At 70.8% G+C, this 26,473-nt stretch carries 23 protein-coding genes, 3 tRNA genes and 1 pseudogene; 18 read left to right on the top strand and 9 right to left on the bottom strand.

Annotated elements, in window-relative coordinates; translation table 11 throughout:
• Nucleotides 1-11: 11 nt before the first annotated feature.
• The 3 genes from M3B01_RS03770 to M3B01_RS03760 all read right to left on the bottom strand — a co-directional run bounded on the left by M3B01_RS03770 (nucleotide 12) and on the right by M3B01_RS03760 (nucleotide 2,599).
• On the bottom strand, nucleotides 12-962 hold the full coding sequence (locus M3B01_RS03770; protein WP_259789533.1) for a 3-methyladenine DNA glycosylase: 951 nt from the start codon (nucleotides 960-962) through the stop codon (nucleotides 12-14).
• On the bottom strand, nucleotides 959-1,222 hold the full coding sequence (locus tag M3B01_RS03765) for a hypothetical protein (RefSeq protein WP_259789532.1): 264 nt from the start codon (nucleotides 1,220-1,222) through the stop codon (nucleotides 959-961). The genes M3B01_RS03770 and M3B01_RS03765 overlap by 4 nt, the downstream gene beginning before the upstream one ends.
• Before the next feature lie 297 nt (nucleotides 1,223-1,519).
• A complete protein-coding gene (locus M3B01_RS03760) occupies nucleotides 1,520-2,599 on the bottom strand; it encodes an LLM class flavin-dependent oxidoreductase (RefSeq protein ID WP_259789531.1) in 1,080 nt (359 codons plus the stop codon).
• Nucleotides 2,600-2,736: 137 nt separating this feature from the next.
• Between M3B01_RS03760 and M3B01_RS03755 the strand changes: the two genes are divergently transcribed.
• From M3B01_RS03755 to M3B01_RS03730, 6 genes are all read left to right on the top strand, one after another.
• A complete protein-coding gene (locus M3B01_RS03755; protein ID WP_259789529.1) occupies nucleotides 2,737-3,513 on the top strand; it encodes a fumarylacetoacetate hydrolase family protein in 777 nt (258 codons plus the stop codon).
• Between the two features lie 154 nt (nucleotides 3,514-3,667).
• Nucleotides 3,668-5,092, top strand: a complete 1,425-nt coding sequence (gene gltX / locus M3B01_RS03750; protein ID WP_228018725.1) for a glutamate--tRNA ligase — start codon at nucleotides 3,668-3,670, stop codon at nucleotides 5,090-5,092.
• Nucleotides 5,093-5,262: 170 nt separating this feature from the next.
• Nucleotides 5,263-5,334 (top strand) — tRNA-Gln (locus tag M3B01_RS03745).
• Nucleotides 5,335-5,363: 29 nt separating this feature from the next.
• Nucleotides 5,364-5,436, top strand: a tRNA-Glu gene (locus tag M3B01_RS03740).
• A 47-nt stretch (nucleotides 5,437-5,483) separates the two neighbouring features.
• Nucleotides 5,484-5,556 (top strand) — tRNA-Glu (locus tag M3B01_RS03735).
• Nucleotides 5,557-5,646: 90 nt separating this feature from the next.
• Nucleotides 5,647-6,465 carry a universal stress protein gene (locus tag M3B01_RS03730; protein WP_259789526.1) on the top strand — a complete coding sequence of 273 codons (819 nt, stop codon included), beginning with the start codon at nucleotides 5,647-5,649 and terminating at the stop codon, nucleotides 6,463-6,465.
• Nucleotides 6,466-6,467: 2 nt separating this feature from the next.
• Here the strand turns inward: M3B01_RS03730 and M3B01_RS03725 are convergent, their stop codons facing one another.
• Complete coding sequence (locus M3B01_RS03725; protein WP_259789525.1) at nucleotides 6,468-7,202, bottom strand: IclR family transcriptional regulator; 735 nt, start codon at nucleotides 7,200-7,202, stop codon at nucleotides 6,468-6,470.
• Between the two features lie 141 nt (nucleotides 7,203-7,343).
• Between M3B01_RS03725 and leuC the strand changes: the two genes are divergently transcribed.
• The 7 genes from leuC (at nucleotide 7,344) to M3B01_RS03690 (ending at nucleotide 14,559) form a co-directional block, all read left to right on the top strand.
• Nucleotides 7,344-8,756, top strand: a complete 1,413-nt coding sequence (gene leuC, locus M3B01_RS03720) for a 3-isopropylmalate dehydratase large subunit (protein WP_259789524.1) — start codon at nucleotides 7,344-7,346, stop codon at nucleotides 8,754-8,756.
• A 37-nt stretch (nucleotides 8,757-8,793) separates the two neighbouring features.
• Nucleotides 8,794-9,405: a 3-isopropylmalate dehydratase small subunit gene (gene leuD, locus M3B01_RS03715; protein ID WP_259789523.1), complete on the top strand. Its 612-nt coding sequence runs from the start codon at nucleotides 8,794-8,796 to the stop codon at nucleotides 9,403-9,405.
• A 156-nt stretch (nucleotides 9,406-9,561) separates the two neighbouring features.
• The gene (gene murA / locus M3B01_RS03710; RefSeq protein WP_259789522.1) at nucleotides 9,562-10,878 is read left to right on the top strand and encodes a UDP-N-acetylglucosamine 1-carboxyvinyltransferase; all 1,317 of its coding nucleotides are present in this window, start codon (nucleotides 9,562-9,564) and stop codon (nucleotides 10,876-10,878) included.
• Between the two features lies 1 nt (nucleotide 10,879).
• Nucleotides 10,880-11,500, top strand: a complete 621-nt coding sequence (locus tag M3B01_RS03705; protein ID WP_259789521.1) for a DUF2867 domain-containing protein — start codon at nucleotides 10,880-10,882, stop codon at nucleotides 11,498-11,500.
• Nucleotides 11,500-12,420, top strand: coding sequence for a 1-acyl-sn-glycerol-3-phosphate acyltransferase (locus M3B01_RS03700; RefSeq protein ID WP_259789520.1), 921 nt, complete (start codon nucleotides 11,500-11,502; stop codon nucleotides 12,418-12,420). The genes M3B01_RS03705 and M3B01_RS03700 overlap by 1 nt, the downstream gene beginning before the upstream one ends.
• Nucleotides 12,420-13,430 carry an NAD(P)H-dependent glycerol-3-phosphate dehydrogenase gene (locus tag M3B01_RS03695; protein ID WP_259789518.1) on the top strand — a complete coding sequence of 337 codons (1,011 nt, stop codon included), beginning with the start codon at nucleotides 12,420-12,422 and terminating at the stop codon, nucleotides 13,428-13,430. The genes M3B01_RS03700 and M3B01_RS03695 overlap by 1 nt, the downstream gene beginning before the upstream one ends.
• 13 nt (nucleotides 13,431-13,443) lie before the next feature.
• Entirely contained in the window at nucleotides 13,444-14,559 is a 1,116-nt protein-coding gene (locus M3B01_RS03690) for a D-alanine--D-alanine ligase family protein (RefSeq protein ID WP_259789517.1), read from the top strand.
• A gap of 93 nt (nucleotides 14,560-14,652) precedes the next feature.
• Here the strand turns inward: M3B01_RS03690 and M3B01_RS03685 are convergent, their stop codons facing one another.
• Nucleotides 14,653-15,174, bottom strand: a complete 522-nt coding sequence (locus M3B01_RS03685) for a DUF3515 domain-containing protein (protein ID WP_259789516.1) — start codon at nucleotides 15,172-15,174, stop codon at nucleotides 14,653-14,655.
• A gap of 71 nt (nucleotides 15,175-15,245) precedes the next feature.
• Here M3B01_RS03685 and thiL point away from each other — a divergent pair, with 71 nt between their 5' ends.
• Nucleotides 15,246-16,337 (top strand): thiamine-phosphate kinase, encoded by a 1,092-nt coding sequence (gene thiL / locus M3B01_RS03680; RefSeq protein WP_259789515.1) that lies wholly within the window; start codon nucleotides 15,246-15,248, stop codon nucleotides 16,335-16,337.
• A 53-nt stretch (nucleotides 16,338-16,390) separates the two neighbouring features.
• Here thiL and M3B01_RS03675 read toward each other — a convergent pair whose 3' ends face one another.
• The 3 genes and pseudogenes from M3B01_RS03675 to M3B01_RS03670 form a co-directional block, all read right to left on the bottom strand.
• Nucleotides 16,391-18,010, bottom strand: a complete 1,620-nt coding sequence (locus M3B01_RS03675) for an HNH endonuclease signature motif containing protein (protein WP_259789514.1) — start codon at nucleotides 18,008-18,010, stop codon at nucleotides 16,391-16,393.
• A gap of 434 nt (nucleotides 18,011-18,444) precedes the next feature.
• Nucleotides 18,445-18,969 carry a KUP/HAK/KT family potassium transporter gene (locus tag M3B01_RS14690; protein WP_396123332.1) on the bottom strand — a complete coding sequence of 175 codons (525 nt, stop codon included), beginning with the start codon at nucleotides 18,967-18,969 and terminating at the stop codon, nucleotides 18,445-18,447.
• A 33-nt stretch (nucleotides 18,970-19,002) separates the two neighbouring features.
• Nucleotides 19,003-20,312, bottom strand: a pseudogene (locus M3B01_RS03670) (KUP/HAK/KT family potassium transporter); the annotation flags it as partial.
• 440 nt (nucleotides 20,313-20,752) lie between these two features.
• Between M3B01_RS03670 and M3B01_RS03665 the strand changes: the two are divergent.
• Both M3B01_RS03665 and M3B01_RS03660 read left to right on the top strand, forming a co-directional pair.
• Nucleotides 20,753-21,850, top strand: a complete 1,098-nt coding sequence (locus M3B01_RS03665) for an NAD(P)-dependent alcohol dehydrogenase (protein ID WP_259789513.1) — start codon at nucleotides 20,753-20,755, stop codon at nucleotides 21,848-21,850.
• A complete protein-coding gene (locus M3B01_RS03660; protein ID WP_259789512.1) occupies nucleotides 21,847-22,926 on the top strand; it encodes a phosphotransferase family protein in 1,080 nt (359 codons plus the stop codon). The genes M3B01_RS03665 and M3B01_RS03660 overlap by 4 nt, the downstream gene beginning before the upstream one ends.
• Nucleotides 22,927-23,088: 162 nt before the next feature.
• Here the strand turns inward: M3B01_RS03660 and rpmB are convergent, their stop codons facing one another.
• Complete coding sequence (gene rpmB / locus M3B01_RS03655; RefSeq protein ID WP_017824130.1) at nucleotides 23,089-23,283, bottom strand: 50S ribosomal protein L28; 195 nt, start codon at nucleotides 23,281-23,283, stop codon at nucleotides 23,089-23,091.
• Between the two features lie 289 nt (nucleotides 23,284-23,572).
• On the opposite strand from rpmB, the gene M3B01_RS03650 reads away from it, so the two are divergent.
• Entirely contained in the window at nucleotides 23,573-25,840 is a 2,268-nt protein-coding gene (locus M3B01_RS03650) for an ATP-dependent DNA helicase RecG (protein ID WP_259789510.1), read from the top strand.
• 1 nt (nucleotide 25,841) lies between these two features.
• On the top strand, nucleotides 25,842-26,450 hold the full coding sequence (locus M3B01_RS03645) for an RsmD family RNA methyltransferase (RefSeq protein WP_259789508.1): 609 nt from the start codon (nucleotides 25,842-25,844) through the stop codon (nucleotides 26,448-26,450).
• Nucleotides 26,451-26,473: the final 23 nt, after the last annotated feature.

The following is a 26,473-nucleotide window of genomic DNA, read 5'->3' as shown; positions in this document are numbered from 1 at the left end:
CCTCTCACCGGTCAGGGAGCGTCGACCGGCAATCCCTCGAGCTCACCCAGGATCCGCCCGCGGAGCTGCTCGGCTCTGTCGGCCAGGGCGCGCTGCCGTCGTACGTACTCCGCCTTACCCGCCGGCGTCTCGATCGGGACCATCCCGTACCCCAGGGGCCGAACGTCATAAGGGCTCGCCTCCATGTCCAACACGCGGGTCTGGCGGGCATGCTCGAAGCAGTCCAGCGCCAGGCTGCTCGACACCAGGGGTGAGAGCTTCATGGCCCACTTGTACAGGTCCATCCGCACGTGCATGCACGCAGGATTGTCATTGGCCATCTGCGTGGCCCGGGTGGGCTGGGTGGCGTTGCGAGGAGCGGCCGAGGGGGTGAAGAAGCGGAACGCATCGATGTGCGAGCACACCAGGCGCTCGCCTTCCACCACGGCGTCCGTCTCGGCCTCGCTCAGGCGCAGCGGGAGGGTCTCGTGACGCTGCTGACCGGGCCGGAGCCCGTGCACCATCGCCCATTCGTGCAGGCCGAAGCAGCCGAACTGCGGGGAGCGCCGCGCCATGGAGGAGGCCGACAGCAGGCGCACCATGAAGCGGAGCGCATCGGAGCGCTCGGCGAGGTACCGGCCCACATCCGCCCGGCGCAGGGGCGTTGTCGCGGGAACGTCCACGTACCAGGTGCGCGAACCGGCCTCCTGCACGTCACCGCCGATCCCGTGCCCCGCAGGGTCGAAATCGGCGGCAGGGTCGTAGGCCGTGCGCCACCCCGGGTGCCAGCGACGCAGCCGGGCTGCGGAGAAGGGGTAGTAGGAGAACAGGAAGTCCTCCACCGGGTGCTTCTCCCCTCGTGCGCGCCGCTCCCGGTGACCGGCGGTGAGGGCGTCGGCCCGCTCCTCGTGGAGCGCGCGCGCCTGCCGGGCCTGCTCAGCGGTGAGCACCCGCTCGGGCGCACGGATCGGCGGTATCGTCACCAGGCTCCTTCTCGAGCGTCGGCAGCGGCAGCGGAGAACTCGCCGCTCAGGTACCTGCGGTGCGCGTCCATCGCCGCCCGGGTGGGCACGAGGTGTTCGCGCGGATCGCGGGCCCGGGCGTCGTACGGCTCGCTGCGCCAGAAGATGTACTGGTAGGCCGTGACGGCGGCGGTGATGCGCTCGCCGTTGCCCGAGAGGGTGTGGTGGGTGTGGATGCAGGTGGCCCTGCGCCAGTACCAGTGGGAACTGGACTCGATCATCGCGATCTGATCCCACGGGATCCAGCGACGGATCCAGTACCCCCGCACCTCGATGCCGGTGGTGGTCGGTGCAGTTCACGCCCCCGGTCCTGGGTGCGTGCTCTCGCGTCGGCCATCGTTCCCCTCTCGGTCTCCCGTACGTGCACTCGAGGCGTGACGGGGCGGTGCGGTCCATGATCGCACCGCCCCGAAGGTGGCGGTCCAGACCTCGCTCCCCAGGCGCCGGTGATGCCGGTCTCCAAGGCCGCGGCCTCGGGAGACGTGACCCCCGGGGCCGGGCGGAGCCCGGCCGGTGCGTCAGGCCAGCAGGTCGCGCACCCGCGGGATCACCTGAGTGCCGTACAGCTCGATCGACTGCATCAGGTGCTCATGGGCCACGGTGCCATTGGCGTACTTGAGGTCGAAGCGGTCCACCCCTAGCGCACGCACGGTATGGGCGATCTTCTTGGCCACGGTCTCCACCGAGCCCACGTACAGGGCGCCCTGCTCCACCTCCGAGTCGAACTCGCCGGGACCCGCCGGGCCCCATCCGCGCTCGCGGCCCAGCTGGTTGCGGTTGGCGAGCCATGCGTCGCGCAGCTGCTCGCGTGCGGTGTCGTCGTCCTCGGCGATATGACCGGGGGAGTGCACGCCGACGGGCAGGGCGGGATTGCCGAGCTTGTCATTGGCCTCGTGGAACAGCTGGACGTAGGGGGCGAAGCGCTCGGCCTGCCCGCCGATGATGGCCAGCATCAGCGGGAAGCCGTAGCGGGCCGCGCGGATCACGGAGTTGGGGCTGCCGCCGACGGCCACCCAGGTGGGAATGGTGCGTTCGGCCCGGGGGTGCACGGACTGGTCCTTCAGCGGCGGGCGGGTGGTGCCGGACCAGCTGAAGGGCTCCTGCGGCAGGACTTTGCTGAGCAGGTCGATCTTCTCCTCGAACAGGGTCTCGTAGTCCTGCAGCGCGTAGCCGAACAGGGGGAACGACTCGGTGAAGGACCCGCGGCCGATGGTGATCTCGGTGCGGCCCCGGGAGATCGCGTCGAGGGTCGAGAAGCGCTCGAACACCCGGATCGGGTCGTCGGAGCTGAGCACGGTCACCGCGGTGCCCAGGGTGATGCGCTCGGTGCGCGTGGCCAGGGCCGCCAGCACCGTGTCCGGGGAGCTGATGGCGTAGTCGGGGCGGTGGTGCTCACCGACGGAGAAGTGGTCGATGCCGACCTGATCGGCCAGGGCGCCCTCGGCCAGGACGTTCCGGATCACCTGCGCGGGGGCGAGGGACTCGCCAGCGAGGTCATGGGTGATGTCGCCGAAGGTGTCCAGGCCGAAGGTGACCTCGGTCGGATCGATGGCTGCTGCTGTCGGATCGATGGCTGCTGCGTTCTGGGGGGTGCTCACGATGCTCCGTCCTGCCGCCCAGCGGCACATGGTTGATAGTTCAACAATAGCGGATATCGGCCCGGCCCGGGAGGGATGCGGGATGGTGGCGGCCGCGCGTCGCAGGCCCCGACGCAGGTGCACCTAGACTGGCGGGCATGCGCATCGCCCGATTCACCACCGGTGACGACCCGATGTACGGCATCGTCCAGGCCAAGGACGGTCGCGAGATGGTCTACGGCATCACCGGGGACCCGCTGTACACCGAGATCCGCCCCACCGGCACCATCCTCCCGCTGGACGAGGTCCGGCTGCTGGCTCCCGTGATCCCCCGCTCGAAGGTGGTGTGCGTGGGCCGCAACTACGCCGAGCACGCCGCTGAGCTGGGCAACGAGGTGCCCGAGCAGGCGCTGTTCTTCCTCAAGCCCAACACCGCCGTGATCGGCCCCGGCGAGCCTGTGGTGCTGCCCGCCTACAGTCGGGAGGTGAGCCTGGAGGCGGAGCTCGCCGTGGTCATCAAGCGGATGTCCAAGGAGCTCGAGCCCGATCAGGTGCGCTCCGCGATCCTGGGCTTCACCTGCGCCAATGATCTCACCGCTCGGGATGCCCAGCGGGAGGAGAACCAGTGGCTGCGCGCGAAGGCCTTCGACACCTCCTGCCCCATCGGTCCCTGGATCGAGACGGACCTGGACACCTCCTCCCTCTCCATCGCCTCGAGCGTGGACGGCGAGCCCGCCCAGACCGGCAGCACGGCCGACATGATCCGCTCGATCGAGCAGATCGTCTCCGAGGTCTCCCAGGTGATGACCCTCCTCCCGGGCGACGTGATCCTCACCGGCACGCCCGCCGGGGTGCGCGCCGTCGACGCCGGGTCCAGCATGGACGTGACCATCGAGGGCATCGGCACTCTCACCAACCCCGTGGTGCGGCGCTGAGCGCCCGCCGCCCTTCGACACCGAACTACCTGTCTCGACCAAGGAGCATCCTCGCGTGAGCGACACCCCGGACACCCTCACCCCGACCTCGTCGGCCCCCTCGGAGGTGCGGGTGCGCTTCTGCCCCAGCCCCACGGGGACCCCGCACGTGGGGATGGTGCGCACCGCGCTGTTCAACTGGGCGCACGCCCGCCATCACGGCGGCACGCTGATCTTCCGGATCGAGGACACCGACGCCGCCCGCGACAGCGAGGAGTCCTACCACCAGCTGCTGGACGCCATGCGCTGGCTGGGCATCGACTGGGACGAGGGCGTCGAGGTGGGAGGCCCCCATGGCCCCTACCGCCAGTCCCAGCGCGGGGAGATCTACCAGGACGTGATCGCGAAGCTCAAGGCAGCCGGGCACATCTACGAGTCCTACTCCACCGCTGAGGAGATCAAGGCCCGCCACGAGGCGGCCGGCCGGGATCCGCAGCTGGGGTACGACGGCTACGACCGGGAGCTCACCGAGGAGCAGAAGGCCGCCTTCCGGGCGGAGGGCCGCGAGCCCACCTGGCGCCTGCGGATGCCCGACGCGGACATCTCCTTCACCGACATGGTGCGCGGGGAGATCACCTTCAAGGCCGGCACCGTTCCCGACTTCGTGGTGGTGCGCGCCAACGGGCAGCCGCTGTACACCCTGGTGAACCCCGTCGACGACGCGCTGATGCGCGTCACCCATGTGCTGCGCGGTGAGGACATCCTCTCCTCCACGCCCCGCCAGATCGCCCTGTACCGGGCCCTGATGGACATCGGGGTGGCCGAGCGCATCCCCGAGTTCGGGCACCTGCCGTACGTGATGGGGGAGGGCAACAAGAAGCTCTCCAAGCGCGACCCGGAGTCGAACCTATTCCTGTACCGCGAGCAGGGCTTCCTGCCCGAGGGCATGGTCAACTACCTGGCCCTGCTGGGCTGGGGCTACAGCGCCGACCAGGACGTGTTCAGCCGCGAGCAGCTGGTGGAGCGCTTCGACGCCACCGACGTCAACCCCAACCCCGCGCGCGTGGACATCAAGAAGGCCACCGCCATCAACGCGGACCATGTGCGCCTGCTGCCCGAGGCCGAGCTCACCGAGCGGATGATCCCGTACCTGCAGCAGGCCGGCGTGCTGGGCGAGAGCATCACCGAGCAGCAGCGTGCGCTGCTGTCGGCCGCCACCCCGCTGGTGCACACCCGCATGAACCTGCTGGGTGAGGCACCAGACCTGCTGCGCTTCCTGTTCGTCGACGACGCCCAGCTGGAGGTCCAGGACGAGGCCCTGAAGAAGATCGGGGAGGACCCCGTCGCGGTGCTGGAGCGCGCCATCGCCGAGGTCGAGGCGGTGCCCGAGGACTCCTTCGCCGCGTCGACCCTGGAGGAGGTGCTGCGAGGCGCCATCGTGGAGGACATGGGTATCAAGCCCCGCCTGGCCTTCGGTCCGCTGCGCAGCGCGATCTCCGGCCGGCGCATCTCACCGCCCCTGTTCGAGTCGATGGAGCTGCTGGGCAAGCCCTCCAGCCTGGCCCGGCTGCGGTCGCTGCGGGACCGTCTGGCGGGCTGATCAGGCCCGGGTGCGCAGCCTCACACCGCAGAACGGGCCTCTGGCTTTGTCTTGAGGGCGGAGATTCGCTAGAGTCGTCTCCCGGTACGCTTCCGTGAACCACTCGCACGAAGGAGCTCCTCCCCAGGAGATCCGGACCGCGAGGAAGGCGCGAAAACGTGCTCTGACCATGGGGTATGGTGTAATTGGCAACACGGCTGATTCTGGTTCAGTTGTTCTTGGTTCGAGTCCAGGTACCCCAGCGCTGATCGACTTCGGTCGTTCCGTCCGCGCCCCGTTCGTCTAGCGGCCCAGGACGCCGCCCTCTCACGGCGGTAACACCGGTTCAAATCCGGTACGGGGTACGAAGTGCAGCCCTTCGGGCTGCACTTGCTCTCTGTCAGGGAGCGGGGCCCCGTTCGTCTAGCGGCCCAGGACGTCGCCCTCTCACGGCGGTAACACCGGTTCAAATCCGGTACGGGGTACGAGCAGGACGCAGGAGCCGGCACCTACGGGTGCCGGCTCCTTCTGCATTCGGCCTGCGGTCGGCGCGGCGGAGCCCTAGACTGCCATGTATGACCTCCGTCACAGTTCCGCGCATCACCGTGGGCGTCTCGGACACCCCGGAGGCCGATCGTGCCGTGCGATGGGCCGCCCATCACGCGCACGTGGTCGGTGGTCAGCTGCACCTGGTCCATGCCTTCGTATGGACCGAGCTCGACGTCAACACCGATCCGATCCCGGGCCTGACGGGGTCGGGGATCCGCGCCGCAGCGGACGGCCTGATCGAGGATGCGGTGGCGATCGCCCGCCAGGTCCATCCCGATCTGGAGATCACCTCGCAGGTCATCGACGGCAACCCGGTGCCGGTGCTGCTGCACGTCAGCTCCCGCTCGGACGTGGTGGTGGTGGGCGGTCGAGGCCTGGGGCGCCTGCTCACGCTGATCGTCGGCTCCAAGAGCCTGGCGCTGGCGGCGAAGGCGTGCTGCCCCGTGGTGGTGGTGCGCGGCGATCTCGCGGTCGACGGCCCGATCGGACTGATCCACCACCCCCGAGGGCAGGAGGCCGTGCAGCGAGCCGTGGAGCTCGCGCGGGGCTACGGCCGTCCCATCCAACTGGTGGCTCGGGCCGATGTCGATGAGCAGCGCGCCGAGCAGATCCTCGGCGAGGTGCGCGAGGCGGTCGCCTCCGCCGATCCCCACGTCGAGGTGCTGGGGGTGACGATCCCCACCACCCCTGCGCCGCGCGAGCTGGCGCAGGCCAGTGAGGGCGCGGCGTTGATGGTGGTCTGCGGAGAGAGGGTCGAGGGGCGGCCCAAGCGGATCACCGCACCGCGGCAACTGGTCACGGTGCTGCGGTACGCGCACACGCCCGTGTGGATCGAGCGGTCCTGAGCTCAGCCGCCGGCGCGGCGCAGCATCTCGGTGAGGTGGTTGGCCGAGCTCATCACGGAGGTGGCGTGCAGCCGGCCGGGCTGGCGGGTGAGTCGCTCGATGGGGCCCGAGATGCTGAGCGCGGCGACCACGCGGCCGTTGGAGCTGCGCACGGGGGCGGAGAGCGATCCCACGCCTGGTTCGCGCTCGCCGATGGACTGTGCCCAGCCGCGGCGACGCACGGCCGAGAGCTGGGTGGCGGTGAAGCGGGCGCCGAGCAGGCCGCGGTGCAGGCGGTCCGGCTCCTCCCAGGCCAGCAGGATCTGCGCCGCGGAGCCGGCCTTCATGGTGAGCGTGGCGCCCAGGGGCACCGAGTCGCGCAGGCCGATGGGGCGCTCGGCGGCGGCCACGCAGATGCGGTGATCGCCCTGGCGGCGGTAGAGCTGCGCTGATTCGCCGGTATGGTCGCGCAGGGCGGCCAGCACGGGCCCGGCGGCGGCCAGCAGTCGGTCCTCGCCGGCGGCGGCGGCCAGTTCGCCCAGGCGCGGGCCGAGCACGAAGCGGCCCTGCATGTCGCGGGTGACCAGGTGGTGGTACTCCAGCGCCACGGCGAGACGGTGGGCGGTGGGCCGGGCCAGGCCGGTCGCCTGCACGAGCTGGGCCAGGGTGGCGGGGCCGGCCTCGAGGGCGCTGAGCACGATCGCGGCCTTGTCGAGAACGCCGACGCCGCTGCCGTTCTCGGTCGATGTGGTGTCCATGGTCCGATACTGCCGTCTTATTCTATGAGACGCAAGTGTCGCGGAGTGGGATTCCCCGCAGGATGACGGGGTGCGCCCGAACCTCGGGTGCGTCACCAGAGCAGAAGGCGCCCGCGATCCGGGCGCGGGGAAGGATCATCCATGGCGGGAACGCTGGCGGAGAAGGTCTGGGCAGACCACGTGGTGCGCCGCGGGGAGAACGGCGAACCGGATCTGCTCTACATCGACCTCCACCTGATCCACGAGGTCACCAGCCCCCAGGCCTTCGACGGCCTGCGGCAGGAGGGGCGTGCCCTGCGGCGCGTGGACCAGACCCTCGCCACGGAGGACCACAACACCCCCACCGTCGACATCGACAAGCCGATCGCCGACATCACCTCCCGCACCCAGATCGAGACCCTGCGTCGCAACGCCGAGGAGTTCGGGGTGCGCATCCACTCCCTGGGCGACAAGGACCAGGGCATCGTGCACGTGGTGGGACCCCAGCTGGGTCTGACCATGCCCGGCATCACCGTGGTGTGCGGCGACTCCCACACCTCCACGCACGGCGCTTTCGGGGCACTGGCCTTCGGCATCGGCACCAGCGAGGTCGAGCACGTGATGGCCACCCAGACCCTGCCGCTGACCCCTTTCAAGACCATGGCGATCAACGTCGAGGGGTCCCTCAAGCCCGGCGTCACCGCGAAGGACATCATCCTGGCGGTGATCGCGAAGATCGGCACCGGCGGCGGAGCCGGCTACGTGCTCGAGTACCGCGGCCAGGCCATCCGCGACCTCTCCATGGAGGGCCGCATGACGATCTGCAACATGTCGATCGAGGCCGGTGCCCGGGCCGGCATGATCGCCCCTGACCAGACCACCTTCGACTACGTGCAGGGCCGTCCCCACGCCCCCGTCGGCGAGGACTGGGATGCGGCGGTGGAACACTGGCGCACGCTGCGCAGCGATGACGACGCGGTGTTCGACGCCGAGGTCACCATCGACGCCGACCAGCTCGAGCCCTTCGTCACCTGGGGCACGAACCCCGGCCAGGGCCTGCCGCTGTCGGCCTCCGTCCCGGCGCCGGAGGACTTCGCCGAGGACAATGCTCGCGTGGCCGCCGAGCGCGCGCTTGAGTACATGGACCTGGTCCCCGGCACCCCGCTCAAGGACATCAAGGTGGACACCGTCTTCATGGGCTCGTGCACCAACGGCCGCATCGAGGACCTGCGCGCCTTCGCCGAGACCATCCGTGGCCGCACCAAGCACCCCGACGTGCGGGTGCTGGTGGTGCCCGGCTCCGCCCGGGTGCGCCTGCAGGCGGAGCAGGAGGGCCTGGACCGCGAGTTCCTCGACTTCGGCGCTGAATGGCGCCAGGCCGGCTGCTCGATGTGCCTGGGCATGAACCCGGATCAGCTCACCCCGGGTGAGCGCGCCGCCTCCACCTCCAACCGCAACTTCGAGGGCCGGCAGGGCAAGGGCGGCCGCACCCACCTGGTCTCCCCGGTGGTGGCTGCGGCGACCGCCGTGCGCGGCACCCTCGCCTCGCCCTCCGACCTCACGCCGGCCGCCTGAGCGTCCCCTCGACCACCGCGATCCCAGGAGCACACCCATGGAAGCCTTCACCACCCACACCGGCATCGGCGTCCCGCTGCGCCGCAGCAACGTCGACACCGACCAGATCATCCCGGCCGTCTACCTCAAGCGCGTCACCAAGACCGGCTTCGACGACGGGCTGTTCTCCGCCTGGCGCAACGACCCGGACTTCGTGCTGAACAAGGACGCCTACCGCAGCGGCTCCGTGCTGGTGGCCGGCCCGGACTTCGGCACCGGCTCCTCCCGCGAGCACGCCGTGTGGGCCCTGCGCGACTACGGCTTCAAGGCCGTGCTGTCCTCCCGCTTCGCGGACATCTTCCGCGGCAACGCCGGCAAGCAGGGCCTGGTGGCCGCTCAGCTGGCCCAGGACGACATCGAGCAGCTGTGGAAGATCCTCGAGGAGGCCCCGGGCACGGAGGTCACCGTGGACCTGGTGGAGCGCCAGGTGCACGCCGCCGATGCGACCTTCCGCTTTGACGTGGACGACTACACCCGCTGGCGCCTCATGGAGGGCCTGGACGACGTGGGCCTGACCCTGCGGCACGAGGCCGATATCGATGCCTTCGAGGCCCGACGCCCCTCGTGGCTTCCGAAGACCCTCCCGGCCCGCAACGCCGAGTCGGTCTGAGCGCGGTATCGCAGCGGCCGGCAGCGCCCCCGGCAGGGATCGACGATCGCGCGGGCACTGAGACCTGCGTCGCGGCCTGCGACCAGGGAGCTCCGGTATGGTGAGCCGGTCATACAAGCGGGTGCCGAGGTGCCCGTCCAGCGGAGCAAGGACACTATGAGTTCGACATTCCATGTGCGCGGCGGGCGCCGGCTCGACGGTGAGATCACCGTCCGCGGCGCGAAGAACCTCGTCTCCAAGGCGATGGTGGCCGCACTGCTCGGGGAGCAGCCCAGTGTGCTGCGCTCCGTGCCGGACATCCGGGACGTCCAGATCGTGGGCGAGCTGCTGAAGGTGCACGGCGTCAAGGTCGAGCGGGGCGTCGCATCCGGCGTGATCCGCATGGATCCCTCGGCCGTGGAGAAGGCCCACGTGGCCGATATCGACGCCCATGCCGGCTCCTCGCGGATCCCGATCCTGTTCTGCGGCCCGCTGCTGCACCGCCTCGGCGAGGCGATCATCCCGGACCTGGGCGGCTGCCGCATCGGGGACCGCCCCATCAACTACCACCTCGACGTGCTGCGCAGCTTCGGCGCCGTGGTGGACAAGCGCGAGATGGGCATCTACATCACCGCGCCGGACGGCCTGCGCGGCACCAAGATCCACCTCGAGTACCCCAGTGTGGGCGCCACCGAACAGGTGCTGCTGACGGCGGTGCGCGCCGAGGGCATCACCGAGCTCACCAACGCCGCGGTCGAGCCCGAGATCGAGGATCTCATCGCGGTGCTGCAGAAGATGGGTGCGATCATCTCCCTGCAGACCGACCGCACCATCACCATCGAAGGCGTCGACAGCCTGGGCGGCTACGACCACGTGGCGATCCCGGACCGCATCGAGGCAGGTTCCTGGGCCTGCGCGGCACTGGTCACAAAGGGCTCCGTGTTCGTGCGCGGTGCGCAGCAGAAGCCGATGGCCACGTTCCTGAACACCTTCCGGAAGATCGGCGGCGGGATCGACATCACCGAGGAGGGCATCCGGTTCTACCACCCCGGCACCCCGCTGAAGGCGATCGCCGTGGAGACCGACGTGCACCCGGGCCTGATGACCGACTGGCAGCAGCCTCTGGTGGTGGCGCTGACCCAGGCCGACGGCATCTCCATCGTCCACGAGACGGTGTACGAGAACCGCCTGGGCTTCACCGATGCCCTCAACGACATGGGTGCCCGCATCCAGGTGTACCGCGAGTGCCTGGGCGGCTCCAGCTGCCGCTTCGGCCGCCGCAACTTCAACCACTCCGCTGTCATCTCCGGCGCCAAGGCCCTGCATGCGGCCGAGATCACCGTGCCGGACCTGCGCGGCGGCTTCTCCTACCTGATCGCCGCGCTGGGCGCCGAGGGGGTCTCCGGCATCCACGGGATCGACCTGATCGACCGCGGCTACGAGCTGTTCCGCGAGAAGCTCACCGCCCTCGGGGCCGAGTTCTGGGAGGACTGACATGCCCGGGCACGACGATGCGATCGACACCGGCGCGGACGGTGCCCTGAGCGCCGGCCACACCTCGGCCTCCACCTCGCTGGCACTGCGGGACATCCCCGTGCCGGACTACTGCGACGTGGTGATCGTCCCCACCCGGGGCGTCGACGAGCCCGATCCGCGTGCCTGGGCGGAGGCGATCTTCTCCCACGAGAACACGCCGCTGGGCCGGCGAGGCCTGCTGGCCCTGCGCGATGAGGCCGTGCGGCTGTTCGACATGGTGCCGCCCCCGGCCAAGGAGTACGTCGCCGACGAGGTGGTGGGCTCGGAGGCCCTGATCCGCGACGACGACGAGGACCTGCTGGTGCGCATCGGCGTGGCCCTGCTTCCCGGTGGCCGGCTGCTGCAGGTCACCACGGCCGTGAAGTACCGCAGCCTGCGGGGCCGCCTCGCATTCGGTCCCCGTCGACTGATGCACGCCGCGGCCGTGAACACCCTGGCGCGTCGCGCACCGACCACGCTGCGCCGCCGCTCCCTGGCCGGCGGGCAGGCACTGCCGGCCGCCCGTCGGAACCGGTCCGTGCGTGCCCAGGCCGTGCGCAAGGCCCTGGGCCGCGGTGCGAGCAGCACCGACCCGCGCTGATGACCCCGCCGCCGCCCGCTCGCCGTGCGCGGTCCCTGCGGCAGCGCGCACATGACCTGGCCGTCAGCTGGGACCTGGGTGGCGCCCGCGCACCCGAGAGGCGCTCCGGGGCCGTGATCGGCGTGCTCCAGGTGCCGCTGCGGCCGATCCTCACCCTGCTCGCCCGCCCCACCTGGATCGGCCGTGAGAACCTGCAGGTGCCCGGGCCCGCCGTGGTGTGCGGCAATCATCTGGGCCCCTTCGATGCCTTCGCCTACGGTCACCTGCTGCACGCCGCGGGGATCGCCCCCCGCTTTCTGGCCAAGGAGTCCCTGTTCCGCATCCCCGTTGTGGGGGGCCTGATCCGCGCCACCGGGCAGATCCCGGTGCTGCGCGGCACGGCCCGTTCCGGAGGCGCCCTCGCCGCAGCCCGCGCCGCCCTGGGGCGGGGCGAGATGCTGATGGTGTTCCCCGAGGGCACCTACAGCCGGGACCCGCAGGGATGGCCCATGCGGGCCCGACTGGGCGCCGCCCGGCTCGCCCTGGAGACCGGGGCGCCGCTGATCCCCGTGGCGTGCTGGGGCTCCCCCCAGCTGTGGCCCGTCGGCTCCCCGCTGCCGCGCCCGCGCCCGGGCCGGACCCTCACCCTGCAGGTCGGCGCACCGATCCGCGCCGAGCGCGCCGAGGGGGAGAGCACCCACGACGCGGCGGTGCGGGTGACCGGTCACGTGATGGACGTGATCACCGCGATGCTCGCCGATCTGCGGCAGGAGCAGCCGCCCGCGCAGCGGCACGACCCCCGGCTGGACCCCCATCGCCCCGAGGAGGGCAGTCCTGCCTCCCGGGCGGTGCGCCGCCGCATCGAGCGCCGCGGCATAGGCCGCCGTCGCAGCCCCCTGTTGCGGCGGTCCACCTTCTCGACCCCGCCCGAGGAGCGATGATGGCCCGACTTGCCGTGCTGGGTGCCGGCAGCTGGGGCACCACCTTCGCGCAGGTGCTCGCCGACGCCGGGAACGACGTGGTGCTGTGGGCCCGCCGTGAGGACGTGGCCCGCGAGATCAGCGAGCACCGCACCAACCGCGCGTACCTGGGGGAGCGGGAGCTGCCTGCCGCCGTCACCGGGACCGCTCGCATCGAGGAGGCAGTCGACGGGGCTGAGGGGCTGGTGGTCGCGGTGCCTGCGCAGGCACTGCGCGCGACGCTCGGCCAGTGGCGCCGTCGGCCCGGCCTTCGGGAGGGTCTGCCCGCCGTGCCGGTCCTGTCGCTGACCAAGGGCATCGAGCGCGGCACCGACGCCCGGATCAGCGAGGTGCTGGTGGAGGCAGGGGGTGTGAGCGCGCAGCGGGTGGGAGTGCTGTCCGGACCGAACCTGTCGGCGGAGATCGCCGAGCGCCGCCCCTGCGGCAGCGTGGTCGCCGCCGCCGACGAGGAGCTGGCCGGTGTGTTCGCCCGCTGGTGCGACGCCCCGTACCTGCGGGCGTACACCTCCACCGACGTGACCGGCGTGGAGATCGCCGGTGCCGTCAAGAACGTGGTGGCGATCGCGGTGGGCGCGGCTTCCGGCCTCGGCCACGGCCACAACACCACCGCCTCCTTGATCACCCGCGGCCTGGCGGAGATCACCCGCCTGGGCGTGGCCCTCGGGGGCCGACGGGAGACCTTCGCGGGTCTCGCCGGGATGGGTGACCTGGTGGCCACCTGCGCCTCCCCCCTCAGCCGGAACCACCGCCTGGGGCTCGCACTGGGGCGGGGTCTGGACATCGAGCAGGCCGTGGCGGAGGTGGGGCAGACAGCGGAGGGCGTGGCCACGGCCCGTGCCGTCGCCGATCTCGCCGAGCGCCTCGAGGTGGACATGCCGATCACCCGCTCCGTGGTGGCGGTGGTGGATCACGGCGCGAGCATCGAGCACGTCACCACGGCCCTGCTGGCGCGGTCCGTGCGGCCTGAGTGATTACGCTGGAGCGATGACGACCACCGTTGCACTCCTGTTCGGCGGCCGCAGCGGGGAGCACGGCATCTCGTGCATCACCGCCGGCGGCGTCCTCGGCGCGATCGACCGCAAGAAGTACCACGTGATCGCCGTGGGCGTGACGCGGGAGGGCCGCTACGTGCAGGTCTCCGACGACCCGGCCGACTGGACCCTGGTGGACGGCAGGGCACCGGAGGTCAGCGGTGACGGACCGGAGGTGCTGCTGCCCGCTGTGCGCCACAGCGCCGGGGAGCCGATCGAGCTGCGCGTGATTCGGGACGGTCGTGTGGAGCCGCTGGCCCGCATCGACGCGGTCTTCCCCTTGCTGCACGGCTCCTACGGGGAAGACGGCACCATCCAGGGGGCCCTGGACCTGCTGGATGTGCCGTACGTGGGCAGCGGGGTGCTGGCCTCCGCGATGAGTATGGACAAGGCCACCACCAAACTGGTGCTGACCACCGCGGGCCTCACCTGCGCACCGGGCCTCGTGGTGCACCAGGACCACTGGGAGCAGCAGTCGCGCTCCGTGATGCGGCACCTGCGCGAGTCGTACCCGCTGCCGTGGTTCGTCAAGCCGTCCCGGGCAGGTTCCAGCCTGGGCGTGACCCGAGTGGGCCGCGAGGAGGAGCTCGAGCCCGCGCTCCGGGAGGCCTTCGCGGAGGATCCGAAGGTGCTGATCGAGCAGGCCGTCGCCGGGCGCGAGGTGGAGTGCGGCGTGCTGCAGGGAGCCGACGGGGGACCGCCGCGCACCACGCTGCCCGGTGAGGTGCGCGTGGGGGAGGATCTCGAGTTCTACGACTACGGCTCGAAGTACTTCGGCAAGGGGACGATCGACATCGAGATCCCGGCAAAGCTGCCCGACCGCGTCCTGGAGGAGGTGCGGCACGTGTCCGCGGCCGCCTTCGAGGCACTCGGCCTGGAGGGCCTGGCGCGGGTGGATGTGTTCGTGACGCCGGAGAACACGGTGATCGTGAACGAGGTGAACACCATGCCCGGCTTCACCCCGTACTCGATGTTCCCGGTGCTGTGGCAGAACATGGGTGTGGACTACACGGCGCTGATCACAGATCTGGTGGAGCAGGCGCTGGCACGGCGCATCGGTCTGCGCTGAGGGCCCAGCTCGGGCGGGCTCTCTCCGGGAGGGCTGTCAGGGTTGACCCCGGGCGGGCTTTCTCCCGTGGGCCGACCCGGTCGATCGGGGCCTTCACTCCACGTCGCCGGGCCCCACGCAGTGGTCCGTGGCAGGGATGGTGGCGTCGATCAGTCGGCCCATGTCCATGGCCGCGGCCGAGGGCTGGTCCGGGGCCACCGCGCGCGGCACCGAGATGTCGATCGCCGGTTCGCGACCGTAGGTGGTCAGCAGCACGATGCCGTCCTGCTCACGCACGATCCAGTCCACCTGGATCCCGTCTGTGTCCCCGAGTCGGGTGCAGGCATCGGTGGTGGGACCGGGGGGTGCGACGCCGCAGCGCAGCACGACGGTGTCGTCCCCGGATCCCCAGGCCACGGTGCCCTGGCTGCTGGTCTCGGCGCGGGGCAGGCCGAGCATCTCGTGCGGGGCACCGAGCACGATCTCGGCGCACAGCGGATCTGATGCCGCCGGCCCCGCTGGCACCCGGACCGCGCCGCAGCCAGCGATCCCCAGCAGCAGCCCGGTGAGCGCGGGCAGCACGAGCAGGCGTGATCGAAGAGGGGGGCGTCGGGCAGCGGGCGGTCGGCGGGGCACCCGTCGAGCCTACCGCTGGAGCTGATCGTGAATCCCCTGCAGCTGCGCGTCCGCTCCGGCACACTGGGAGGATGAGAGACCAAGCGCGCCCCGGTGAGGCCGGGATCCTCGCCCGCCTTCTGCCGCACCTGCCTCCCGGTGGTCCAGGAGGGGCTGCGAGCATCGAGGTGGGGCCTGGTGACGATGCCGCAGTGCTCTCCCTTCCCTCGTCACGGATGGTGATCACCACCGACAGCATGGTCGAGGGGTATGACTTCCTGACCCATGCCACGACTCCGGCCTGGATCGGTCACAAGACGGCAGTGCAGAACATGGCTGATGTCGCGGCGATGGGCGCCCGACCTCTGGCGCTGGTGTCTGCCGTCTCCACCCCGGGGGACACGCCGGTCGAGTGGTTCGAACAGGTCACGATCGGTCTCACCCGACGGGCGGCCCGGGACGGCGCTCAGCTGGTGGGCGGGGACTTGGGACGAGCTGATCAGTGCACTCTCACCATCACTGCCGTCGGGGCCCTCGAGGACGGCGAGGAGCCTGTGCTGCGCAGCGGGGCCCGGCCCGGGGATGTGATCGCGATCGGTGCTCCGCTGCTCGGGCGCTCCGCGGCGGGTCTGACCGGGGTGCTGTCCGGCAGGGTGGAGATGGACCCGACCGGTGTGGTGCTGGTGGATCCGGGTCTCGACCCGGAGCTCGCTGAGGAGCTGAGGGAGATGGTGGGCTGGCACAACGCCCCGGATCCGGATCTCTCGCTCGGGTGGACGACGGGGCGCACCGCGCACGCGATGATGGATCTCTCCGACGGGCTGGTACGCGACGGGAGCCGTATCGCGGCGGCCTCCGGCGTGCGGCTGGACCTGGCCTCCGATCTGCTGGCTCCGGATGTCGACGCTCTGCGCCCCGTGGCGGACTGCCTGGGGGCAGACGCGTGGGAGTGGGTGCTGCACGGCGGGGAGGAGCACGCCATGCTTGCCGCCTTCGGCGAGGGGGAGGTGCCTGAGGGGTTCCGCCCCATCGGTCGTGTGCTGTCCCGCGCCGAGCAGGGGCACTCCGGCGACGGCTACGGCGGCGGCGACGGAGGCACCGACGGCTACGGGGACAGCGACGGGCCGCGGGTGCTGCTTGACGGCGAACCGATCGTGGGTGCGGGATTCGATCACTTCGACTGATCCTGGTGCGGTCGCCTGCCGTGTTCTGCTGGCTGACGATGCCCGCGGTGCCTTCAGAAGGGTGGGGGTGTGGTGCGGTGGTGGTCGGTGTCGTCGTGGTCGGGGTGGTCGGGGTGGTGGAGGTGGTCGAGGGTGCCGTTGCGGTCCAGGGCGGTCAGTTCGAGGCCCCACTGGTACTGGCTCCAGGCGTCGTGGAGTGCTTGGGCGAGCAGGGGGGTGGTGAGGTCGCGGTTGGCGGGGATCGACGCCGTGGCGCGGGGGCGCCCGGTGCTGGCTCCAGTGGTGGTGCTGGTTCCTGTGGTGGTGGCGCCGATTCTCCAGTGGGTGGTGCCGTCGGGTCCGCGGACGGGGTCGATCCTGCCCCGGGTCTTCAGCCGGTGGTGGGTGAAGCACAGCAGGTGCAGGTTCGCCAGGCAGGTCTGGCCACCGGCGGTGGGGTCGGTGTGGTCGTACTCGGTGATGTGGTCGGCCTCGGCGCGGGAGGTGGAGGGCCGGATACAGCCCGGGACCGCGCATACGGGGTGCTGGATGCGGAGCTGTTCGAGCATCGATGCGGGTGGCCGGTAGCTGGTGGTGGTCGCGGGGATGTGCGCGCCGGTCACAGGGTCGGTGAGGATGCGGTGCCAGAGTGGCTGGTCGGCGGCGATCATGCGGGCCATCGAGGCGGGGATCGGGATGGTGCCATCGATCAGGGCGGGCGCATCGGAGTGGCCCATCAGGGTCATCACCGGCACCATCACGCTGATCCGGAACCGCTCACCAGGCACCTCGATCCCCCCGGTCTCCAGCACACTGCGGGTCAGCACCAGGTAGCGCAGCGCCGCCAGAGTCAGCGGCGCACCGGTGGCGGCGGCCTGCCCGTCGGGATCGAAGGGGATCGGGGCGCCGTCGGCGAGGGCATGGCGCTGCTGGTCCTGGATCGCGCGGGCGCTGGCATCCAGGCGTCGTGACAGGGAGAGGATCTCCGGGACGGGCCCGGTGATGCGGACGGTGGCGGTGCCGTCATCGACCGGGGAGCCCTCCAGAGCGACCTCGCGCTGATCCTGTGGCCGTGGGGTGGTCTCACCTGCGTGGTGGAGCCAGGCCACCAGGACACGCAGTTCACGACGGAACCGCTGGACGGGGATCGAGGCCAGATCCCAGGCCGATACCCGCTGATCCACTTCCGCCAGCTGGGCGGGGGTGAACTCCCGGGTGGTGCGGAGGATCCGCTGGTGCCACTCGACCGGCAGGTCCCCGGCCTCGAGCCGGGCGAACAGGGCCGGCAGATGATGCACAGCCGTGTGTGCCTCGCGGATCAAGGTCGAGGCATGGCTGGTGGTGGTGCGCAGGGCGACCGCGGCCACCACAGCGGATTCGGCCCGGTCATCGGCTGCTTCCTCGTCGTTCGCGGGCGCGATCCACAACGGTGCCAGCTCCCGCAGCATCCGGGCACGCTCACGGGACTGCTCACGCTGCAGGGCAAGCAACCTGACCGCGGTATCAGCCTCTACTGTGCCCGGCACCGCACCGCCCCGCTCAGCCACGCTCTGCGGGGTCAGGGGGTGACGGGCCCGCACCTGGTTCGCGGGCGGGGCCGGGGGCTTGGGGGAGGTGATCGGGGCGTAGCGGGGGCGAGGGGCGCGTGGGGGCTCCTCGATCAGCTCCCCGTTCTCGAACCGGAACGATGGCACCGCACCCACCCCCTTTCTCTCCTGGCATCTCGTGGGTCCTGCTACTGGCTTCGATCGGCCGGTGACCTGGCCTTTTGATCTGGCACCTACTCTATGGACCCCCACCGACAAACCAAGCCCGGGCCCCCGCAATGGGGACAACCACCCCCAGGGGAGGAACCCCGACGACGCCCTGAGGGGGAGCTTCGCTGAGTCCTGGGGACGAGCGCCGACGACGCCCTAAGGGGGAGCTTCGCTGAGTCCTGGGGGCCAGCGCCCACGACGCCCGATGGGGGAGCTTCGCTGAGTCCTGGGGACGAGCGCCGATGACGCCACGAGGTGGGACCTCGAGCTCAGCCACCCACCGATCGCCGCAGACGAGGTCTCGGCAGTCACGTCGTGCGCCGGCGCCGGCGTCGGCGGACACGGCGAACGAGCTCCGGGCCGGGCGCGCCTCAGAGCTCCGCCTCGGCTCCCATCACCACCGTCCTCGCCGGCGGCAGATGGAGCACCTGGGTGCGGTTGGCCGAGAGCTTCTCCAAGGATCTGAACAGGGACTTCTGCCACCGAGGCATGCATCGGTCGGAACCGGGCTCGATGCGGAACACCGAGAGCATGTACATCGCGGCATCCGGGTCCACGTCGAGCTCAGGGCCCTTGCCGGCCGCAAGGCGCAGGGCCTGGGGGACGTCCTGCGAGTCGTTGAACCCCACGCGGTACAGGACGTGGACGATCCCGTCGTGCGGATCGCCGAGGTCCGAGATGCTCACACGGGCGTCGTGCCGCACATGGGGCACCCCGATGTTCTTCACCGTGATGATCACGACCTGTTCGTGCAGCGCATGGTTGAACTCGACGTTCGACCGCAGCGCGAGAGGAACGGTGGCGGGGTCTCCGTGCGGGTAGACCGCCAGACCGGGGACGCGACGTACGCCGTCCGTCCGCACACGGGCGACGAAGTCCTGGATCGGGCCCTCCATGTCGCTGCGACGGCCGAACATGATGCGCGAGCCCCTGCGCCAGGTGAGCATCACCAGCACGCAGATCGTTGCGACGACCAGGGGAAGCCATCCTCCGGATGCGATCTTCGCAAGATTGGCGGCGAACAGGAGCAGTTCCAGCCCTCCCACGGTGATGGCCACGGCCACCACCCGCCACAGGGGCCACGCCCAGACGCGAAGGGCGAGCAGCAGGAAGAGGGACAGCTCGAGCAGCAGGGTGCCGGTGACCGACAGACCGTACGCGGAGGCGAGTGCTTCCGAGGAGCGGAACACGAGCACCAGCGTCAGCACGCCCAGGAACAGGATCAGGTTCACCACGGGTACGTAGATCTGTCCCCCATGCAGGGCAGAGGTCTGCATGACCCTGAGACGGGGCAGCAGGGACGCCCTGGTGGCCTGGCGCGAGACGGAGAACGCGCCGGATATCACTGCCTGTGAGGCGATCACCGTCGCGCAGGTCGCCAGCACGACCAGGGGTACCCGCGCCCCTTCCGGGGCCATGTGGAAGAACGGGCTGTCGATCGTCGCCGGGTCGGAGAGGATCATGGCGCCTTGCCCGACGTAGTTGATCAGCAGCGCCGGCAGGACCAGGCCGAACCATGCCAGGGCGATGGGCCGACGCCCGAAGTGGCCCATGTCCGCATAGAGGGCCTCGGCACCCGTGACCGCGAGGACCACGGCGCCCATCGCGATGAACGCGACGACGGGCCTGTCCACAGCGAAGCCGACCGCATAGGTGGGCGACAGAGCACGAAGCACGAAGGGATTGGCGATGATCTGCGGCGTTCCCATGACGATGAGCACCACGAACCACACGACCATCACCGGGCCGAATGCTCGTCCGATGGCCCCCGTCCCCCAGCGCTGCACCATGAACAGCAGTGCCAGGACCGTCACCGCAGCCGGGACCACCCAGGAGTGCAGCGAGGAGCTGACCACCTCGAGTCCTTCGAAGGCCGAGAGCACCGAGATCGCAGGTGTGATGAGGGAATCGCCGTAGAACAGGGCTGCCCCGATCACGGCCAGCACGAGGGCCAGCGCGGCCTGCCGCGAACCGCTCCCGAGCTTGCGACGTATGAGCGCTGCCAGCGAGAGGATGCCGCCCTCCCCTGGTTGTGGGCGCGCAGGATCAGGCCCACGTAGGTCAGCGACACGATGAGCATCAGGCACCACAGCACCATCGACACCACGCCGAGCACGTCCTGCTCCGTGGGGGCCACCGCGCCGCGGTGCACGCTGAAGACGGTCTGCAGGGCATACAGGGGGCTGGTCCCTATGTCACCGAACACCACACCGATCGACCCCAGTACCAGGGCTGGCATCGGCAGTCGGCGACGCGCCCGGCCGTCCTTCCCCACCAGGGCCTTCCCCCGGTGATCGGTGCGGACGTCAGGGCCCACCGGCAGGGGCGGCAGCTCGAGCTCCGTGAGCGGCGGGTGCTGCGGGGGCGCGGCCGTCGGCTCTCCGTCGTCGAGGATGGTGGGAGCTGTCTCCGCGCGGGGGCCGGACGAGCATCCCAGCCGTTGCCCGATGTGGAGGAGTCCTCGGCGTGGATGCTGTCGACATCCTGATCGCCGGGGCGAGAATCCGAGTTCGTTCGGCGGGCCGTCTCGCCGGGCCCGTCACCGCGAGGGGTGATCACGAGCGAGAATCATGCCACGTGCGCGGGCGCTGTCCAGGCCCCGGGGGCGACTGTCTCCGAGCCCACACCAGCAGGGCGTACCGTAGGACTCCCAACAGCGCAGCCCAGGAGCGAACCACCATGCCGTTCACCGTCAAGGCACTGCAGAAGACCGGCCCTGACCAGCCGTTCCGCGTCACCGAGATCGAGCGGCGCGACCCGCGCCCCAACGATGTGGTGATCTCCATCAAGGCCGCCGGCATCTGCCACAGCGACATCCACACCATCCGCAACGAGTGGGGCGAGGCGCCCTTCCCGCTGTGCGTGGGCCATGAGATCGCGGGCGTCGTCGAGGCTGTCGGCGACGGCGTCACCCGCCACCAGGTGGGAGACCGCGTGGGGGTGGGCTGCCTGGTCGACTCCTGCGGTGAGTGCGAGCAGTGCGCCATCGACGAGGAGCAGAGCTGCCTGAACGGCTCTGTGGGCACCTACGGCGCGAAGGACGTCGACGGCACCATCACCCAGGGCGGGTACAGCCAGAAGGTGGTGGTCGACGAGCGCTTCGTGCTGAGCATCCCCGACTCCCTGGGCTTCGACGTGGCCGCGCCGCTGCTGTGCGCCGGCATTACCACGTACTCGCCCCTGGCCCGCTGGGGCGCGGGCGAGAAGGTCGCCACCGAGGACGGCGAGCGCGCCAAGCGCGTGGCCGTGCTGGGCCTGGGCGGGCTGGGCCACATGGGCGTGCAGATCGCCGCCAAGATGGGGGCCGAGGTCACCGTGCTCTCGCGCAGCCTGAAGAAGGAGCAGCTGGCCATCGACCTGGGCGCCACGCGCATGCTGGCCACCACCGAGGACGACTTCTTCCGCAAGCACCGCGGCGAGTTCGACCTGATCCTCAACACCATCAGTGCCGACATCCCCGTGGACAAGTACCTCTCCCTGCTCACCCCGCACGGGGTGATGGCCGTGGTGGGCCTGCCCCCGCAGAAGCAGCCGGTCGGCTTCGGCGCCCTCATCGGCGGATCGAAGGTGCTGGCCGGGTCCAACATCGGCGGCATCAAGGAGACCCAGGAGATGCTGGACTTCTGCGCCGAGCACGACATCGCCGCCCACATCGAGACCATCGGCGTGACCGAGGTGGACGCGATGTACGACAAGGTCGTCGCCGGCGAGGTGTACTTCCGGGCCGTGATCGACACCGCCACCTTCGAGGACGCCGAGGTGGAGCACAGCGCGTGACCGATCCACGCACCACGCTCCCTCCTCAGCTCGATGCCGATCAGGTGGCGGCTCTGGCCTCCGCCCACCACCACTGGTGGCGATCGGCCACGCCGGCGCCGCGGCCGGAGCACGCGACGGACGAGGCCCCGCTGCCTGCCCCGGGTGAGGTGCGCGCTTCTCGGATCGGCAGTGGGGAGTCGTTCATCGCGTGGGGTGTGGTCCGCGGGGGAGATCCAGCGCTGGAGCTGGTGGTGAAGATCCCCACCCGCCCCGTCGCACAGCTCAGCCACCCCCTGGGTGAGGAGCTGCAGGTGCTCGCCACCGCTCCTCCCGGCCTGACCGCCACCCCGATCGGCTCCCACGAGCCGACCATCGATGAGCCGCTGGCCTTCGTCGTCACCACCCGGGTGCCCGGGCGACGTGTTCCCGCCGCGCAGTGGGGGAGCGACCTGGTCGCGGCACTCACCCGGCAGCTGGCACGCCTGCACGTGCACGGCGGCACCGATGCCGCGTCGAAGGTCGCGATCACGGACCCCGTGGCGAGCGCCCAGCAGGCGATGGAGTGGTGGCGCACCAACGAACCCGAGGCAGCCCGCACGCTCGACGATCTCTGGCCGCTGGTCCTGCAGCGCCTCGAGTCGACCCGGCCCTCCTTCGAGCGCGCCGAGCAGCTGCTGGTCCACGGTGATGCGAGCGCCGCCAACGTGCTGGTCGACGAGCAGGGAGTGCCTCGGCTGGTGGACTGGGAGTGGAGCCATCGCGGCGACACGGCACGGGACCTGGCCTTCATCGGCGGTCAGATCCATGCCGATCCCTGGTTCGCGCAGCTCGATGCGCAGCAGATCCAGGAGCAGGTCGACGTGTACCTCGAGGCGCGTGCGCAGCTCGGCGCTCCCGTGACAGGGAGCGGGACAGAAGGTGCAGCCCAGGTGCGGAACGCGATGCTGCAGCGGCGTGACGCGCACCTGCTGCACGAGGTGTTCTTCTCCTCGGCCCACTTCGCGATGGTCGCCGCGCGGGGCGGGGCCGAGGCGGACTTCTACGCCCGGACCAGCGCGTCGGTGCAGCAGCAGATCCGCGACTGGCTCAGCTGAGCTCGCGGTCCGTCATGCGCGGCCCGGCAGGCACGCCGCGATGTGCACGGCCGGACGGTCGCCGACGGGCCAGCGGATCCGCCCGCCGTGAACAGTCGAAGGCCCCCGGCCGTGGTGGCGGGGGGCCTTCGAGCGGTACGGGGTGCGAGCCCCGCCGAGAACTCAGGCGCCGAGCTTCTGCACCTTGCCGGCCTTGAGGCACGAGGTGCAGACGTTCAGGCGCTTGCTGGTGCCGTTGATCAGGGTGCGCACACTCTGGATGTTCGGGTTCCAGCGGCGCGAGGTGCGGCGGTGCGAGTGGGACACGCTCTTGCCGAAGCTCGGGCCCTTGGCGCAGATGTCACACGTGGAAGCCACTGTCAGTCTCCTGAGGAATAGAAATCTGTTCGGGTGCCCCCGCCGCCGTGTCCGCTCACCGGCTGCTGGCACGGGAGCTTCGCTCGGAAGCAGTGACCTGAGATCGTGAGCGCACGAGGCACCCGGGAGGTCAGGGCAACCTGGGAAGTGTATCCCACCCGGTGGCCCCAGTTGAAGGGGAGGGGCGGCGCACCGGGCTGTGGATTCCGACACAAGGTGCCGCCGAGGTGGCACGATGGTCGGGTTCGTGGGTCCATCCTCCCACGTCTCCCCGTCCAGGAGGAACCCGATGAGCAGCAAGCGGAAGCTTCCCGAGCTCTCGCCCCTGCTCACCTCGTTCCTGACGGACAAGGAGGCCAAGGCGATGAGGACGCTGGGCCTCACCGACCTGGACACGATGCTGCGCCAGGCCCCCCGCCGCTACGTCACCCCCGCTCCGCTGGAGCAGCTGCGGGATCTGCACGTGGGCATGCACGTCAGCGCCGAGGTGCGGGTGGTCTCGGTGAAGGACCGCCGCATGCGCAGCCGCAAGGGGCACATCCTCGAGGCCCGCGTCACCGACGAGACCGACGAGATCACCCTGACCTTCTTCCTCACCAACCCCGGGCTGGTCTCCTGGCATCGACGCACCCTGGTGCCCGGGAACCTGATCCTGGTGTGGGGCACCGTGGGGTGGGACAAGGTCGCCGAGCGCCCCCAGCTCAGCCACCCGCAGTACGAGGCGTTCGAGGACACCGAGGCCGGCCGGATCCGTGCACGGCGCCCCCGGCCCGTGTACCCCCTCAAGCAGAACATCGCCCTGAACACCGTGCGGGCCGCGATGGTCAAGGCCCTGAACCACGTGGAGAAGCTCGAGCAGCCCGTGCCCCGGGAGCTGCTGGACCGTCGCGGCATCGACCGTCTGCCGGAGGCCATGCGCCTGCTGCACCAGCCGCTCACCTGGGAGGACGTGGACCGCGGCAAACGCCACCTGGTGTTCGAGGAAGCTTTCGTGCTGCAGACGATCTTCGCGCAGCGCCGCGTGGCCGACGCCCGGACCCCCGCCCCCGCGCTGCGGGCCGACGGGCCCCTCCAGCCCGCCTTCGAGGAGCGGCTGCCCTTCGCACTGACCGAGGGGCAGCAGTACGTGGGGGCGGAGATCGCCGAGCGGCTCGAGCGGGACCATCCCACCAGCGTGCTGCTGCAGGGCGACGTGGGATCCGGCAAGACGGTGATCGCGCTGCGCGCCATGCTGCGCGCCGTGGACTCCGGCCACCAGGCCGCGCTGCTGGCCCCGACCGAGGTGCTGGCCGAGCAGCACCACCGCACCATCACTGAGCTGATGGGGGACCTGGCCCGAGCCGGTCAGCTGGATGCGCACCCCGATGCCACCGCCGTGCGACTGCTCACCGGGTCCCAGCGCACCGCGCAGCGCCGCCGCACCCTGCTGGACGTCACCTCCGGTGAGGCAGGCATCGTGATCGGCACCCATGCGCTGCTCACCGAAGGGGTGGACTTCGCCTCCCTGGGCCTGGTGGTGATCGACGAGCAGCACCGCTTCGGGGTGGACCACCGCCGGCGACTGCGCACCAAGGGACCCGGCGGCATTAGCCCGCACATGATGGTGATGACCGCCACCCCGATCCCGCGCACCGCCGCCCTGGCCACCGTGGGCGACCTCGACGTGATCACCCTGCGGGACAGCCCCGGCATGCGCGCCGGGGTGGAGAGCTTCGTGGTGCACGAGGATCATCCGGCGTGGGAGCAGCGCATGTGGCAGCGCGCCGGGGAGGAGATCGCGGCCGGCCGCCAGGTGTTCGTCGTCTGCGCGCGCATCGACGAGACCGGCACGGAGAGCGACGGCGTCGACAGCCCCGCCGCCGCAGTCGGCGCTCGGGCGGCACAGGGGCGCCAACCGGTGCTCGACCCGGAGACCCTCGGGTCCACCGGGCAGCAGCCCGCCCTGCCCGCCCGCGGGGTCACCGAGACCGCCGAACGGCTGCGCACGCGGACCGAGCTCGCCGGGGCGCGCATCGCGGTGCTCCACGGCCGGCTGAGCACCGAGGAGAAGCAGGCGGTGATGGAGAGGGTGGTCGCCGGCGAGGTGGACGTGCTGGTGGCCACCACCGTGATCGAGGTGGGGGTGGACGTCCCCAACGCCTCGGCGATGATCGTGCTGGACGCCGAGCGCTTCGGCGTCTCCCAGCTGCACCAGCTGCGCGGTCGCGTGGGCCGCGGTGGCCACCCGGGCATCGCCTTCCTCGACACCCGCGCCGCACCCGGCTCGGAGACCTCCCGGCGGCTCGAGCAGATCGCGGGCGCGGCCGACGGCTTCGCCCTGGCCGAACTGGACCTTCAGCACCGCGGGGCCGGGGACCTGGTGGGCGATGAGCAGTCCGGGCTGGGGCGTACCCTGCGGTACCTGGACGTGCTGCGGGACGTGGACGCGATCGAGCGTGCGCGCAAGGACGCCCTGGCCGTGGTGGACGTGGACCCGGACCTGCTCACCCACCCCGACCTGGTGGCCGCCATCGAACGACGGCTGCGGGATGCCGACCCCGAGGTGGAGAGGAGCTGAGATGCCACGCATCATCGCGGGCGAGCTGGGAGGCCGCCCCATCCCCGGCAGCGCCGGCAAGGGAACTCGCCCCACCACCGACCGGGTGCGGGAGGCGCTGTTCTCCCGCCTGGCCGGCTGGGACGCGATCGACGGGGCGCGCGTGCTCGACCTGTACGCCGGCACCGGGACGCTGGCCTTCGAGGCGCTGTCCCGTGGGGCGCGCAGCGCACTGCTGGTGGAGGCGCACGGTGCGAGCGCCCAGCAGCTGCGTCGCTCCGCGAAGGCGCTCGGGCTCGGGGACCGCACCGAGGTGAGGGCAGCACGGGCAGAGACAGTGGTCGATGGCCTCGCCGCCGCACGAGTCGATAGCGATGATGCGCCTACTGGACGGGCGGGGACCGATGCCGGTACCGGCTGGGGCCTGGTCTTCATCGACCCGCCCTACGAGGTCAGCACCGAGGCTGTCGAGTCGCTGCTGGTCACTCTGCTGCCGGCGCTGGCCCCCGAGGCGGTAGTGGTGGTGGAGCGGTCCTCGCGCACCAGGCCGATCTCCTGGCCCGATGGCTACGTCGACGACGGCACCAAGAGCTACGGCGAGACGGCGCTGCAGTACGGCGGGCCGGCCTGAGGCGGGCGGCACAGCCCGTGGTG

It is taken from the genome of Brachybacterium sp. p3-SID957 (genome assembly GCF_025144775.1).
In the GTDB taxonomy this organism is placed as follows: Bacteria; Actinomycetota; Actinomycetes; order Actinomycetales; family Dermabacteraceae; genus Brachybacterium; species Brachybacterium epidermidis.
The sequence above is the reverse complement of the archived record's forward strand: the minus strand, read 5'-3'. Positions and strand labels throughout refer to the sequence as shown.